A 15,224-nucleotide genomic window follows, 5' to 3' on the forward strand; every position below is an offset into this window, starting at 1 on the left:
AATGAATACTATTTATTTAAAAATAATTATCCCAAATGGTGTTTTTTATGAAGGAGAAATTGATATTCTTACATTAAAAACAGCAAGAGGATACATTGGTATACAAAAAGGTCATTCTCCTTTTTTTTCTAGTGTAGAAATTGGAAATTTAACTATTAATTGAAGTAACTCTGATAAGTCACAAAACTTCTATATTGGTGGTGGAATTATTTATGCAGACCAAAAGAAAATCAATATCATTACAGATGATATAATTAACGCTAAAGATATAGATATAAACAGAGCAAAAAGCGAAATAGAGAATTTACAAACCCAAATCAAACAAAATAAAGATACAGTTGATATTTTAAAACTAGAAACCAAACTTAAAAAAGCTTTATTTCGAGTTGAAACATATAATTTATATAACAAATAAATCAAGAATTAATCTTGATTTATTTTTATCCTGAGTTTCTGAGTTGAAGACCAAATTTTTAATTTTTTTAGAATCTATATATGTATACATATATAGAAATTTTTATTTTTTGTTTTGAATACTATGATTACAATGTATAATTATTATATGAAAGTGAATAATTACATAATTGGAAAAAGCAAAAGAGCAAAAGGAATATATATTTTTGCTGGAATTTCTGGTGGTTATGGTGCTGGTACTAAGAAACAAATTGGTTTGGGTTGGTTAGAACAATTAGAACAAATTAATCCTGATGTTATTTCTATTTTAAAAACAAAAGCAAAAGAACTTACAGAAGATATGGAAAAAGATTTCGTTAAACAAGAATTACTAAATTCTATTCAAAATCAAAAAATTACAGTTAATTCAATTAACTATGGAATAGAAGTTATTTATAAATTTATAGACAAACTACAAATCTTTGAATCGATATCAAAAACCAAGCATAAGGATTTAAAATCAATTTTAGAATATTGCATTGCTTCTAGAATAATTAATTCAAATAGTATCATTAGAAATTTTGAAATTAAAGATAACTTTATTAATACAATAAAATCACAAAAAGATGCATTTTATTCTCTTTTAGATGTATTAGTAGAAAATGAAAAAGGTATTTTAAAGAACTTAAACAATAAATTAAGTAAAATTACTAACAGAGAAATTGAACTTGTTTTCTTTGATTCGTCAACTGTTTATTTTGAAACTTTTCAAAGAGATGGATTGAGATTTCCTGGTTATTCAAAAGACGGAAAATTTAAAGAAGACCAAGTTGTTTTGGGTATGGCAACTGATATTAATGGAATACCAATTCATATGAAATTATTCAAAGGAAATACAGCAGATCCAAATACTTTTATCCCTTTTATTTTAGACTTAAAACAAACTTATCAAATTAATAACATAACCATTATTTCTGATAAAGGTATGTCCACAAATAGAAATATTCGTTTTTTAGAAGATTTAGGTATAAATTTTATTATTTCATATAGAGCAAAGTCAGGAAGCGCTGAATTTAAGAACTATATTTTAGATCAAAACGGTTATGTTGGTAATTCTGAATTTAGATATAAAGAAATTGAATATAAGTCATTATGAAACAACAAAAGATTTAACGGGAAAACTAGAAGAAGAATTATTACTTATTCAAAATCAAGAGCAATTAAAGATAGAGAAGATCGTAAAATACTCATAAATAATTTTGAGAAAAGACAAAATAAAGACGGAATTGTTAGAGGTGAACAAATGTTTGCTTCAAAAAAATATAAGTTTTTTAAACAAATAGGTCGTAGTGATTTTGAACTAAATTGTGAAAAAGTCTTAGAAGATAAAAAGTTCGATGGTATTTATGTATATGAAACAAATAGAACTGATTTAACACCACAAGAAGTAGTTCAAATTTACCAAAACCAATGAAGAATTGAAGAAAATTTTAGAACATTAAAAACAGCGTTAAAAGTAAGACCTGTATATGTATGAACCAATTCTCATATTAAAGGTCACTTTATCTTGTGTTATTTATCTTTAGTAATAATTAAGACAATAATTCACTTATTGAATGAGTCATTTAAAAAAGATGCAGGACTTATTGATTTTAAAATAACAACTGATAACTTTATTAAAGCTATATTAACAGCTAACAAAATAGTTAAAAAGGTTGATAACAAAATAATAGAGACATTATTTGAAACAAATGAAAATAACAAAAAAGATTTTCAGAATTATGTATTAATTAAAAAATTCACAGATTTTATACATAGTAAATTAGATATATAAAAATACGAATTTCCCTATTTCATAGGGTTATTCGTCTTTTTATCTTAATTAACTCAGAAACTCAGGATCATTACAGATGATATAATTAACGCTAAGGATATAGATATAAACAGAGCAAAAAGCGAAATAGAGAATTTACAAACCCAAATCAAACAAAATAAAGATACAGTTGATATTTTAAAACTAGAAACCAAACTTAAAAAAGCTTTATTTCGAGTTGAAACATATAATTTATATAACAAATAAATCAAGAATTAATCTTGATTTATTTTTATTAAATAACTCTATTAATTACTAAATAATCTTTAGTTAATCAATAAGATGGTATATTTAAAACATAAAACCATTAATTATATATGGAAATTTTCACATTTTATATAAATTTAGTTATTCTATTATTTCATTTTAAATTATTTTTATAAAAAAGATATATCATTATTATGTAAGAGGTAACTTGTGAAAAGAGTTAAATTTAATAAATTAATAGGTATTTTAACTTTGTTTGGAATGATTTCAACTAGCGTTTCATTAAACTTTAAAGAAGTAGTAGAAAATACAAAACAAGAGGATAAGAATAAAAATGAATATGTCAAATTACAATTAAATTTAAATATAAGTGATAAGGAAAATATTGATGATAATTTTTATGATAAATTTATAAAAAGATTAGAAACACAAAAATAAAATTTGAAAAATATGACAAAAGCAAAATTTTTCCTATTATATGAATTTTTATAAATAAATCTCAATTAGATGAAACAATAAAAAAACTAAATGAAAATAATTATGAATTTAATATAGTTAAAAAAAATAATGTACAAAGCCAATCGTTAAATTGATTAGATAAAAAAAATCAAAATAGGTACGTCATTCCTTATTATCAATTTATTTTAAACACAAAAAATAAAAATTTCTTAAATATACCTTCTATTTATAAATATTATAATGATAATTATAAAAATGAAGTCGGTACATTAGAATACTATAGTAGTGATGAAAAAGAAGGAAAAGAATTCATTGTAGATAATTTAAGGAATTCATTAAATGTTAATAAGTCTATAGAACCAAGGATTAAAGAATATGTAGTTCTAGTTTCAGAAATATTGGGCAGAGAAAATGGAATTCATAAAAATTCGAATATTTATTTTTCTAATTTTAAAGATTCTCAAGAATGAATGAAGGCATTGGAATGATTAGTTTTGAAAAATAATGTTAAAATAATTAATCATAGTTATGGGTTCACAGGAGATGAATCTTTATATCAAGAAAAATCTTATTATCTAGATTATTTATCGAGAAAATATGGGGTGATAAATTTATTTTCTTCTGGTAATGGAGAATGAAATCCAAAAACTCTAAAGAATGGATAAACGAAAGAAAGTTAGCATTTAATTCTATTATTGTGGGATCACTAAACGATTCAAATACAAATATTTCTTATTATTCTAATTGAAGAGTATATGAAAAATATGAAGACATTTCAAAACCTTTTGTTTTAGCACCAGGAACATATAGTTATTATAATAATAAATTATTAAATGAATTAGGTCATTGAAGAACTGAATATAAAGTTAAGAAGGATATTTATGTAAATGGTACAAGTTTCTCAGCACCTGCAGTATCAGGAGCAATATCACTTTTTCTTTCTTTAGAAGAAAATAATAAGATAAATAATGATAAAAATAGAGTTCAATCAATAAAATCAATAATTGCAGCATCATCTACTGAATTAAAAATAGGAAAGACTAAACTAAGTGGTTTTGATTCAAAATCAGGTTCAGGAATTCTTAATTTTGAAAGAATGCTAAAGGCTAAAGAAAATTTAAAAAATATAACAATAGCAAAAGATGAGGGTAATAAAACTTTTGTATATACAAGTGAAAAATTTGAACTAAAAAAAGAAAACAAAATTTCTATTGCATTATCTTGATTATTTAACTCGGGAATATTAAAAACACCTGAATGAAAAAAGATTTTGATGTAAATATTCATGGAAATTATCCTATATCATTAGTTAAAAATGTTCCTCATCCAAAAGAAACACATGAAAATGAAAATAAACTAACTTTAAAAGAGAGTTTTAATAGATTAGGTAATAAATTCTTCAGTGATTATGATTTGTATTTACAAAAAGAAAATAAAGATGGAAAATGAGAAGATATAAAAATATCAAACTCTTCTACATCAAATGATGAATTAATTTGTTATACAGCAGATAATGAAGGTGTATATAGAATAGTAATTTACAAATATAGTGATTCATATCAAAATTCAGTCGATGATAATTTAGCTTTATCATATATTATTGATTAAAAGGAAAATATTATGAAAAAGAAATTAAAATATTTTATTATACTTTTATTTATGATATTTGCTTTTGGTTCTACAATTTATATTTCTTATTATTCTCACAAATACACAAATAAACAAATAAACAAATAAACAAACCTATGAAAAAAAGTATAATGAAATAACTATATTTAATAATGAATTATTCAAGGAATTAATTGATAAAATAAAAGCAAATCAAAAAGAAAATGGAATAATCTTATTAGATAGGTGAGAATTAGATGAGCAACAGAGAAATGAATATTTTGAAAAATATAAAATAGAATTACTAGGTGATATTTTTTATGGAGAGAGAAAAGAAAAAGAATTTAATATTTCAAATTATAATGATATTAAAGATATGTATAAAAGCATATTATCAATTAAAAATATAGATTATAAAGAAGAGGAATTTATTAATTTTAAACAACTTTTAAATAAAATATCAGGAACAAAAAATATTGAAAATATTTTAGAAACTAACAACATCTTTTTACACTTTACAAATCAAGGTTCAATTCCAGGTTCTGATATATATTTCTATATAGAAAATAAAGACAATGTAAATATAAATTTAAGGAAACTTCAAATGAATTACTTTATAGGTATATATACAAATGATAATATATACACACATCTAGTTGAAACACCCAATAAATCTAAGGAATTACAAATCCCATTAATCCATATGTTGATATATCCAAAAAACACAAAACTTAATTTTATTAATCATGAACCAAAAACTTCCTATGAAAAAGAAAAAGAAAATTATAAATATGCACTAAACTTTTTTAACATATTAAAAGATAGCAATTAATTTGCTATCTTTTAATATAATTATATTAGTGTTTTACCATTTCAGCTACATCTGCAGCAAAGTTTGATTGCACTTTTTCTATTCCTTCTCCAACTTCAAATCTATAAGAGTTAACTAGTTCTGAATTAACACTTGATAAATATTTAGATACAGTTAAAGCATCATCTAACACATATGCTTGTTTTTCTAATACAAACTCTGATAATTGTTTATCTAATCAACCACTAACAATTTTTTCTTGGATTTGAGCAGGTTTACTTTCAAAACCAGCAGGTTTTTCAAATTGCGATTTAATTTCATTTAAGCGTTCATTTGAAAGCTGAGAAACTAAAGAAAATTCAGGATTCATAGCAGAAACATGCATAGCAACATTTTTTGCCACTTCAGGATTTGTACCTTTTATATTAACAACTGCAGAAACTTGTTTGTTAATGTGATTGTAAATCCCTAATACTTCACCTTCATTTGCTTGTATTTCTAAAACTCTACGTAAAGAGATTTTTTCACCAATAACTGATGTAGCATTCATTAATTCATTTTCAACAGTTTGTCCATTGCTTAAAACTACATTTAAAGCGTCTTCTAATGTGCTTGCTTTACTTTCATAAATTGAATTTGCAGTTTGATTTAAGAGTTCCACAAATTTATCGTTTTTAGCAGCAAAATCTGTTTCTGAATTAATTTCAATTAAAATAGCACGTGTTTGATTTCCGATAGCTAAAACAGCGCCTTCTGCAGCGATTCTTCCGGCTTTTTTAGCAGCTTTAACAATTCCGTTTTCTTTTAATCATTGAACTGCTGCTTCAATATCATAGTTTGTAGATTCTAATGCTTTTTTAACATCGACTAAAGCAGAATTAGTTCTTTGTCTTAATTCTTTAATTAATTCTAATTTATTAATAGCCATAAATATCTCCTAATTATTCTGTTTCTGTAGTTTTTTCTGAAGTTTTAGTTTGAAATTCAGGTAAAACAACATTTTCTTCATCTTGGTAAGCAAATAATTGTTGTCCACCTCTTGCTTTAACAATAGCATCTGCTAAAACAGTCATTATTAAGTAAATTGATTTACTTGAATCATCATTTGCTGGAATTCCAAAATCTACAGCATCTGGATTTGCATTTGAATCTAAAAGTGAAATAACCTTAAGCCCTTTTCTTTTTGCTTCTTTAACAGCGATTTCATCTTGAATAGGATCAGCTACTATCATAACATTCGGTAAGCGTTTCATTGAACGTATACCTTCTAAATTTTTGTGTAATTTATCTAATTCTTTAGAAAAATTCAAAGCTTCTTTCTTTGTATAACCTTTGAAATTATTAGCGGCTTTTTCTTCTAATTCTTCCATTTTTTTAACACGAGACATAATTGTTTCATTATTAGTTAAAGTTCCACCTAATCATCTTTCTGTTACATAAAGAGAATTAGTTCTTTCAGCTGCTTTTTTAACAGCATCACGAGCTTGTTTTTTTGTTCCTACAAAAATAAATTGTGCATTTTTGCTTGCTAATGAATGAACTAATGAATAAGCAAATTCTAAGTATTTTTGTGTTTTAAAAATATCTATAATGTGTGCTCCTCTGTTAGTTTTATTTGGAACCAAGAATTCTTTCATTTTAGGATTTCAAGCAAATTTTTTGTGTCCAAAATATGTTCCAGCTTCTAATAATTTATTTCTTGAAATAATTTGTGGTTTTACTTCTTTTTGTTCTTTTGAAACAGGTTTTGTTTCAACTTTTTTATTTTCTGTTGTCATTAAAATATTTCCTTTATTTAGTTTGTTTGTTTTAATAAATACTTCTAACACCTAGCACTAAATCATTGCAGCACACCCAAGTGAATTCATATTTATCAATATAATTAATTTATAATTTAGAGTTTTATTTATATATAAATAACTCTTATTTATAATTTTATACTTTTATTTTGTAAATAGAAATAAAGTATCTCTTTTTTTAAACCTTAGTTATAGTAAAAAAGTAAAAACTTATGCAAAAGTTTTTACTTTCAAAATTTATTATGATTTTATTTTAGAAAAATAATATGTAGTTATTTTACTTAATAACTTATCATTCACCGGTTTAATTGATTCATGTTTTATTGCATCTGTATTTATTATTTCAAACATATTAATAGCATTGAAATCAAGGTTGTCATATTTATCGAAGAAATAAAATCTATAAATTAATTCATAATCAGTTATACTGGTTGGAACATAATTTATAAAATTAAAATTACTTAGATTATTATAATTTTTTAAATATTCTTCGTTAGATAAATCAATAAATACTAATGAATTAATTATAGTATCAAAAATGAATTCTTCTTTATTTTCATTTTCTTTAATTTTTTGAAGAAATTCTTCTATAAAAGTAAGTGTATTTTTTATAATCATTTTACTAAATTCATCTTGATTTAATTTTAGCAATTCTTCTTCTTTAACTTCAAAGTTATTGTTAGAAATTTCTAAGATTTTATTTACCAAATTATTCATAAAATCTGAATAATTTTTATTAAGAAATTCTTTCATTAAATATGAAGAGTAATTAATGGCATCATTTTTATTTATATCTTGTTCTGCTTTTTTAAGATATTTTTGTCTTAAGTCATAAAAATTAATAAATTCTTGATTATTTTCTTGAGAACTTAGATCGATTATTGATGCAATTTTATTTACAAAATTGATTATTACATCATTATTTAAATCATTTAATTGCTCTGATAATTCTTCAGTTTTAAAATCTTTTCAAATTTCTATAATATGATTTTCAACTAATTTATTTTGTAAATTATCAAAATTTTGCTTTAAATCTTGGTTAAAAATACTTTTATATTTTTGAATTACTTTTGACAAATATGAATAATAACCTGTTGATATGTTATGCATAAAATCATCTTTGGTTTCTTGGTTTAATTTATTTGATAAAACCAATCCATCTACTAATAATATATTTTGATTTGGTTTTATTGCTCTAATTTCTCCATCTTCAACTTGATTAGGGAAGTTATCAGATCCATAATAAGAATCAATTGCATCACCATTGTACATTATTGCTGCATTAATATCGGGACGATTTGGATTAATTAAATCGTTAACTATTTCTAATCCATCACCTTTTAAAGTAATGTGTTTATTATTTCTTATGTCAAAACCTGTTCCATCTTTAATTAAATCAACAAATGAATCAATTAAAATTTCATAAGGCTTACTATTATTATCTTCTTCTTGAACAATACCGGTGAATTTTTCATTTGTTCTACCGTTTGGTAAAGGTCAATATGAAGAACCATATAACATATTATCTCTTACTGCATCTGTGATAACCCATTTATCATAACCGTTTTCTGAAATAATTTTTAAAAGATTAATAATAGAATAAGGATTTTGAATTATTTCTTTATTAGGTTCTGTATTAATAAATTTATCAATATATTTAGATATATCTATAGATTGATTTTCATCTAAGTTTTCTGGATTGATAGAAACTTTTTTAATATTATAAGCAATAACCATATCTTGAGAATAATAAGGATAAAAATATTCTCATAATTCATTATTATCATTTAAATTATATGAATTCAAATGGTTTCAAATTTCTGGCCTAAGTGTTAATTTAACATATTGCTTAATTAATTCTTTTGCTTTTTTTGAATCATTTAAATTTTGTTGAATTTTTAGAATTTTATTATTTAATGATGCTTTTTGTTCTTGATCTTTAGTATTTTTTAATTGAATATTTAATTCATTGAATTCTTTTAAATAATCATCATACTTTAAATAATTTTTTAATTCTGGTAAGTTTAATAAGATTGAATAATCTAATTTAGATATCAATCCTTTATTAGCTAATTCTGCTGCTAAGAAATCAGAACCTATACCTGCTGCTGCTTTATTGTTAATTAAAGCATTAGTAAATTGATTGATTTCATCGAATTCTTTATAGTCAAATGTATTATTAAGATGTTCTATATTATCGTCTGACATATAAGATTTGTAATTATAAAAACTAGGTTTAAATGATTTATTTTTTTTAAGTGTTAAAGTTGTTATGAATATAGTTGATAAAAATAACAATGAAGCACCAAAAATAATGAATCTTTTAAATTTTTTCATTATTTTTTCTTAGTTTTATAACTTGCATAGATTATATTACCTATAATAGTTAAAACCAAAACAATTGATCCAATAACCAATCCTCAAGGCTCAAATGCTCCTTCATATAACTTAGTTCCAAGTGTTGTTGCATTTGATGTGGTTCTAGCAATAATAAAATCATCAAAACTCAACACCGAACTTACTAAAATAACTGTTATTATTGAAGGAATCATATAAACTAAATAAGTTTTAAATCATGCTCTAATTTTAGAATAACCTAAATCTTGCGATGCTTCAAATAAATTGTTATTAAATTTTTGACTTCTTGGTAGCATTAAAGAAATACCATAAGGCAAAGCCATTATTGTATGACCTACAACTAATCTTCCAAAACCTTCTCTGTCTACTGATACTATTCCAAAGAATAATGTAAAGACTAAAACTAATCCTAAGGCAGTAATGTTATCAGGATTAATCAAGGGAATATTAGAAGTTGTACTTAGTGTAGTTTTCATTAATTTGTTTTTTTGTTTATACATTGCATAAACTGTCACTATACTAATTGAAACAACTAAAAAACTTACTATAAACGCTAGTAAAATAGTATTAATTAATGCTAAATTTCTTCCAGAATCAAAAAGTGTAATTCAGTTTTCGAATGTTCCTTTTGTTCATGTAGGGTTAAATTCACCTTTTGGTGTAGATTGATTAAAACTAAATCAAACACCAAATAATAAAGGAACATAAACAATTGCTAAAATTAAATAAATATATGATTTTCTTAAAAAATTAGTAAATTTATTCATAATTTGCTCCTTTTTTAAGTTTAAATATTAATTTAGGTATTAATAAAAATAACGAATAAACACCAATAAAGATAGCTGATACAACAATAACTAAAGCAGAACCACTACTTAAATCATATTTATTTCCAGGATTTATTTTAGAATTTAAAATATCACCAATTAATTGATGTTGCGAACCATCTACTAATAATTTAGAACTAATAACAAATGTAGTTGCAGAAGCTAAGAATATCATAGCTAAACCACTTAAAATAGCTTTAGTTCCGTATGGAATAATTACCTTTAACATTGTTTGTGTATTGTTATAACCTAAATCATTACTTGCTTCAATAATATTTTTAGGCATATCTTTAAAAACAGTGTATAAAGGTAAAATCATTAAAGGTAAATTTAAGTATGTTAGACCAAAAATTATAAATAATTCTGAATTTAATGTTTTTGGATCATTGCTAAAGATAGCAAGTGCAAGGCCTTTTATTGAATATATTCTAGCAATTGTAAAAATAGCCATTGGACTGATTATTAAACTTAAGGCAAACAATTTGAAAACTTTTGATTTAGAAGTTGACACAAAATAAGCATAAGGAAATCCTATAATTAAACATAATAAAGCAGAAACAATACCAACTCATAATGATCTACCGATAATGTTTCATGTATTAGGTTCTTTTACTAATACTCATGCATCAAACTCAGATGACACACTAGGACTAAATGCGCTTATGATTATCATTAAAACAGGAAGAACAATTAAGAAAATTGAAATTAAAAAATAAGGTAAAAATAATCAAACTTTTTTATCAAATTTAAAAAGTGATTTAATTTTTAAAAACATCAGTTGTATAATCTCACTTTGGATCTTTTTTCATTAAATGAATTGAATCAATAGTTCAACTTAAATATACTTTTTCATCTAATTCAAATTTCTTAGCTGTTTCTACATATATTATATCTTCATCAACAGTTTCAATAGTTAAATAATAATAACTTCCACGATATGAAATTTCTTTTACATAACCGACAATTTTACCTTTTGTATTTGAAGTATTATTAGTTATATCGATATCTTCTGGTCTTATTAAAGCATCTAAAGTTTCAGAAGTGTTAAATTCATTTACTTCATGTACGGTTTTAAATTCATGTCCTAGTACTTTTACATAACCTGATTTAGTAAATTTAGCATCGTAAATATTTGAATCACCAATGAATTTAGCAACTCAAATGTTTACAGGATAATCATATATATTTTTAGGAGTATCATATTGTTCGATCACACCATTGCGCATAACTGCAATTCTGTCAGATAATTCTAATGCTTCATCTTGATCGTGTGTAACAAATATGAAAGTCAAACCTAATTCTTGTTGAACACTTCTTAATAAAACTTGCATTTTTTGACGAATCTTAGCATCTAAAGCACTTAATGGTTCATCTAATAATAAAATTTCTGGTTCTATAACTAAACTACGGGCTAGAGCAACACGTTGTTTCATACCTCCAGATAATTCTGAAATAGCCTTAGTTTCATTTCCTTTAAGTCCAACTAACTCAATAATTTTATTTATTTTGTCATTCATTTCTTGAGTTGTCATTTTTCTTTTGAAGTATCTGTTTTCAAAAGTTTCTGTATTTTGCTTAACATAATTTTCTCAATATGAATATTTAAAATCTGAATCATCTAATCAAGCTTGTCTACGATTATACTGATAAGTTCCAGGTTTTAATTTTTGTAATTCGTTAGTGTATTTTTCTTGAATTTGTTCAAGTTCTAACATTTTTTGATTAGCTTTTTTAGTTCATTTTTTGGTTTTTTCTTCTAATAGTAAAATATGTCTTTGATTAATTTGTTCTTTTTTAACTCTTTTTAGTTTTAAACCATAAGCAATATTTCCTTCTACATTTAAATGAGGAAATAAAGCATAGTCTTGGAAAATAGTTGATACATTACGTTTATGAGGTGATAAATCTTTAATATCATAACCATTAAATTTAATTTCACCACGCGTTGCTCATTCAAAACCTCCAATCAATCTTAGGATTGTTGTTTTACCAGAACCAGAAGGTCCTAATAATGTAACAAATTCTCCACGATTAATTTCAAGGTCTATTTTATGCAAAACAGTTTTGTCACCGAATTCTTTAACAACTTCTTTTAATTCAATGATATGTTGATTTTTCTTTGTTTTTTTATTCATAAATCTCCTTGTATGTTTTTTATATTTGAAAAACATCAATCAGGGAGACAGTATCAAAAAGATTCTCAGAGTATTCTTCAATACTATGAGAAAGTGATGGGTAGTGTAAATCAGAGAAATTGATAAGTATATTTTTTATACTTAAAATTTGTATTAAAATTTCTTTGTTTTTCATATTATTTATTATTATATATGATGTAGATTTTTTAAAAGTTTTTTTCTTAAAAAAATAATGAAATTATTTTATGGGTTTTGTAATCAGAAAATTAATGTTTTTACCTTTTTCTGACCACTTAATTTCATAACCTGTTTTAATGTTTGGGTCATTATATTTTGAATTATGTAAATCATTAGTAAGAAACATAATTTCTCAATTATTTTCTTTTAAAGAATCAATTGAAAAATTAAATAATTTATCATTGTCAGTTTTAAAAAACAATTGTCCTTTTTCACTTAACAAATCTTTATATAAATTTAAATATGTTTTATAAGTTAATCTTCTTTTTTTATGTGCATTTTTTGGTCATGGATCTGAAAAAGTTAATCAAATTGTTGAAACTTTACCTTTTAAGATTTCAGGTAGTTTAATTGCTTCTTCAGTTATAATGAATAAATTTTTTAAATTTAATTCATTAATCTTTTTTAATATTTTTAATGCAACAGTCGGATATTTTTCTATTGCTATATATTTAATATTTGGATTTAAATAAGCAAGTTGACTTATCATTTCTCCCTTGCCTGAACCTATTTCTAGAACATAATCTTCATTTAAATAAACAGGAAAATCTTTAATATAAAAAGAAGAATTATTTAACTTTTCTTGAGCTGTATTATCATGTCTTAATCTCATATTTTATATTATACAAAGTATTTATTTTTTGTTTATCATTTCAGATAATATAAAAATATTTTGATAGAATAATTGTTATGAAAAATATTACTTATTTTCCTACTATTGTAGTAGGTGGGGGTCACGCTGGAGTAGAAGCAACATTTGCTTTAGCAAATAAAGGTCATAAAGTCGCATTAATAAGTTTTGATTTAAATAAAATTGCTATGATGCCTTGCAATCCCTCAATTGGAGGTCCTGCAAAAGGAATAATAACAAGAGAAATTGATGCATTAGGTGGAGTTCAAGGATATTTCTCTGATTTAGCAATGATTCAAATCAAAATGTTAAATGAATCAAAAGGTCCAGCAGTAAGAGCACTAAGAGCCCAAATTGACAAAGAAAAATATTCTAAAATAATTAAAGAATCTCTAGAAAATCATCCAAATATTTCTTTAATTGAAGGTGTAGTTGAAGAAGTCTTAGTTGATGAAAACAAAAAAGTAATTGGTATTAAGTTAGATAATGAAGAAATCATTAAAACTGATGTTTTAGTTATTACTACTGGAACTTATATGAATTCTAGAATTTTAAGAGGGAACGAAATAAAAATATCTGGACCAGATAATCAAAAAACTACACCAAAATTAAGTTTATCATTACAAAAACTAGGTTTAGAATTACAAAGACTAAAAACAGGAACACCAGCAAGAGTTTATGCTAATTCCATTGATTTTTCAAAAGTTGAAAAAGAAAATTTAGAAGATACCTTATTAACTTTTTCAGAACGTTCAAATATTAAATTAGATAAACAAATTTCATGTTATTTAACATATACAAATGAAAAAACACATCAAATAATTGAAGAAAATATCAATAAATCTGCTATGTATTCTGGATTAATAGAAGGAATAGGTCCTAGATATTGTCCAAGTATAGAAGATAAAGTAATGCGTTTTAGAGATAAAAACAGACACCAAATCTTTTTTGAACCTGAAACAGCAGATGGAACTATTATTTATGTTAATGGAATGTCAACTTCAATGCCGATTGAAGTTCAAGATAAAATGTTAAGAACTATTCCAGGACTAGAAAATTGTCAAATACAAAAATGAGGTTATGCAATAGAATATGATGCATTAAATCCATTACAAATCAAACCTACTTTAGAATCTAAATTAATTAAAAACTTATATACAGCAGGACAAATCAATGGAACTAGTGGATATGAAGAAGCAGCAGCACAAGGATTAATCGCAGGAATTAATGCAGGATTGAAACTAGAAAATAAAGAACCATTAATTTTATTAAGAAATGATGCATATATTGGTGTGTTAATAGATGATTTAGTAACTAAAGGAACTAGAGAACCATATCGTATGTTAACTTCAAGAGCTGAATATAGATTATTATTAAGAAATGACAACCCTGATTTAAGATTAAGTAAATATGGTTATGAAGTTGGTTTATTAACTAAAGAACAATATCAAAAAGTAGTTGATAAATACAATAAAATCTATGCAAAAATAGATGAATTATCAAATCAATACTTATCTGCAAAAAGTGATATAGCAAAAAAATATAATATAGAAAATGGTGTTTCTTTAATCAAAGTTTTAGCAAGACCAGAAATATCTGCATCAGAAGTTTTAGGTGATTTTGAATATAAAAATGAACTAACAACAATTGTTCGTTTAGACGGTTATATTAAAAAACAAGAAACTCAAGCTCAAAAAATGAACCGTTTAGATTCTTTAAAAATACCAAATAATATTGATTATTCAAAAATACTAAATTTAGCTACAGAAGCAAGACAAAAACTAGAACAAATCAAACCACTAACAATTGGACAAGCATCTCGGATTTCTGGTATCAATCCATCTGATATTCAAATGCTAATGTTTCATTTAGCATCTAAAAAATAA

Annotated in this window: 17 protein-coding genes; 9 read left to right on the top strand and 8 right to left on the bottom strand. The window is 24.0% G+C overall.

Annotated elements, in window-relative coordinates:
* The first annotated feature begins 1 nt into the window (after position 1).
* The 8 genes from atpC to RRG59_RS02575 all read left to right on the top strand — a co-directional run bounded on the left by atpC (position 2) and on the right by RRG59_RS02575 (position 5,372).
* Positions 2–415, top strand: coding sequence for an ATP synthase F1 subunit epsilon (gene atpC / locus RRG59_RS02540; protein ID WP_258408967.1), 414 nt, complete (start codon positions 2–4; stop codon positions 413–415).
* A gap of 147 nt (positions 416–562) precedes the next feature.
* Entirely contained in the window at positions 563–2,227 is a 1,665-nt protein-coding gene (locus RRG59_RS02545; protein WP_322901920.1) for an IS1634 family transposase, read from the top strand.
* 105 nt (positions 2,228–2,332) lie between these two features.
* Positions 2,333–2,473: a hypothetical protein gene (locus RRG59_RS02550; RefSeq protein WP_322902741.1), complete on the top strand. Its 141-nt coding sequence runs from the start codon at positions 2,333–2,335 to the stop codon at positions 2,471–2,473.
* Between the two features lie 210 nt (positions 2,474–2,683).
* Positions 2,684–2,911: a hypothetical protein gene (locus tag RRG59_RS02555; protein ID WP_322901952.1), complete on the top strand. Its 228-nt coding sequence runs from the start codon at positions 2,684–2,686 to the stop codon at positions 2,909–2,911.
* 419 nt (positions 2,912–3,330) lie between these two features.
* Positions 3,331–3,597 carry a S8 family serine peptidase gene (locus RRG59_RS02560; protein WP_322901954.1) on the top strand — a complete coding sequence of 89 codons (267 nt, stop codon included), beginning with the start codon at positions 3,331–3,333 and terminating at the stop codon, positions 3,595–3,597.
* Entirely contained in the window at positions 3,567–4,211 is a 645-nt protein-coding gene (locus RRG59_RS02565) for a S8 family serine peptidase (RefSeq protein ID WP_322901956.1), read from the top strand. Before RRG59_RS02560 ends, RRG59_RS02565 begins: the two co-directional genes overlap by 31 nt.
* Complete coding sequence (locus RRG59_RS02570; protein ID WP_322901958.1) at positions 4,190–4,540, top strand: hypothetical protein; 351 nt, start codon at positions 4,190–4,192, stop codon at positions 4,538–4,540. The genes RRG59_RS02565 and RRG59_RS02570 overlap by 22 nt, the downstream gene beginning before the upstream one ends.
* Positions 4,541–4,916: 376 nt before the next feature.
* Positions 4,917–5,372: a hypothetical protein gene (locus RRG59_RS02575; RefSeq protein ID WP_322901960.1), complete on the top strand. Its 456-nt coding sequence runs from the start codon at positions 4,917–4,919 to the stop codon at positions 5,370–5,372.
* A gap of 25 nt (positions 5,373–5,397) precedes the next feature.
* Here the strand turns inward: RRG59_RS02575 and tsf are convergent, their stop codons facing one another.
* From tsf to trmB, 8 genes are all read right to left on the bottom strand, one after another.
* Positions 5,398–6,279, bottom strand: coding sequence for a translation elongation factor Ts (tsf, locus tag RRG59_RS02580; RefSeq protein WP_161553124.1), 882 nt, complete (start codon positions 6,277–6,279; stop codon positions 5,398–5,400).
* 13 nt (positions 6,280–6,292) lie between these two features.
* Complete coding sequence (gene rpsB, locus RRG59_RS02585) at positions 6,293–7,129, bottom strand: 30S ribosomal protein S2 (protein ID WP_161553443.1); 837 nt, start codon at positions 7,127–7,129, stop codon at positions 6,293–6,295.
* A gap of 261 nt (positions 7,130–7,390) precedes the next feature.
* Positions 7,391–9,487 (bottom strand): type 2 periplasmic-binding domain-containing protein, encoded by a 2,097-nt coding sequence (locus RRG59_RS02590; protein WP_322901962.1) that lies wholly within the window; start codon positions 9,485–9,487, stop codon positions 7,391–7,393.
* Positions 9,487–10,275 (bottom strand): ABC transporter permease, encoded by a 789-nt coding sequence (locus RRG59_RS02595; RefSeq protein WP_161553122.1) that lies wholly within the window; start codon positions 10,273–10,275, stop codon positions 9,487–9,489. The genes RRG59_RS02590 and RRG59_RS02595 overlap by 1 nt, the downstream gene beginning before the upstream one ends.
* Positions 10,268–11,110 (bottom strand): ABC transporter permease, encoded by an 843-nt coding sequence (locus RRG59_RS02600; RefSeq protein WP_161553121.1) that lies wholly within the window; start codon positions 11,108–11,110, stop codon positions 10,268–10,270. The genes RRG59_RS02595 and RRG59_RS02600 overlap by 8 nt, the downstream gene beginning before the upstream one ends.
* Positions 11,094–12,470, bottom strand: coding sequence for an ABC transporter ATP-binding protein (locus RRG59_RS02605; RefSeq protein WP_322900831.1), 1,377 nt, complete (start codon positions 12,468–12,470; stop codon positions 11,094–11,096). The genes RRG59_RS02600 and RRG59_RS02605 overlap by 17 nt, the downstream gene beginning before the upstream one ends.
* Positions 12,471–12,489: 19 nt before the next feature.
* Entirely contained in the window at positions 12,490–12,645 is a 156-nt protein-coding gene (locus RRG59_RS02610) for a hypothetical protein (protein ID WP_156951248.1), read from the bottom strand.
* 63 nt (positions 12,646–12,708) lie between these two features.
* On the bottom strand, positions 12,709–13,320 hold the full coding sequence (gene trmB, locus RRG59_RS02615) for a tRNA (guanosine(46)-N7)-methyltransferase TrmB (RefSeq protein ID WP_322901964.1): 612 nt from the start codon (positions 13,318–13,320) through the stop codon (positions 12,709–12,711).
* Positions 13,321–13,397: 77 nt separating this feature from the next.
* Between trmB and mnmG the strand changes: the two genes are divergently transcribed.
* Positions 13,398–15,224: a tRNA uridine-5-carboxymethylaminomethyl(34) synthesis enzyme MnmG gene (mnmG, locus tag RRG59_RS02620; RefSeq protein ID WP_322901966.1), complete on the top strand. Its 1,827-nt coding sequence runs from the start codon at positions 13,398–13,400 to the stop codon at positions 15,222–15,224.

Origin of the sequence: Mycoplasmopsis felis (assembly GCF_034647055.2) — a bacterium.
In the GTDB taxonomy this organism is placed as follows: domain Bacteria; phylum Bacillota_I; class Bacilli_A; order Mycoplasmatales; family Metamycoplasmataceae; genus Mycoplasmopsis; species Mycoplasmopsis felis.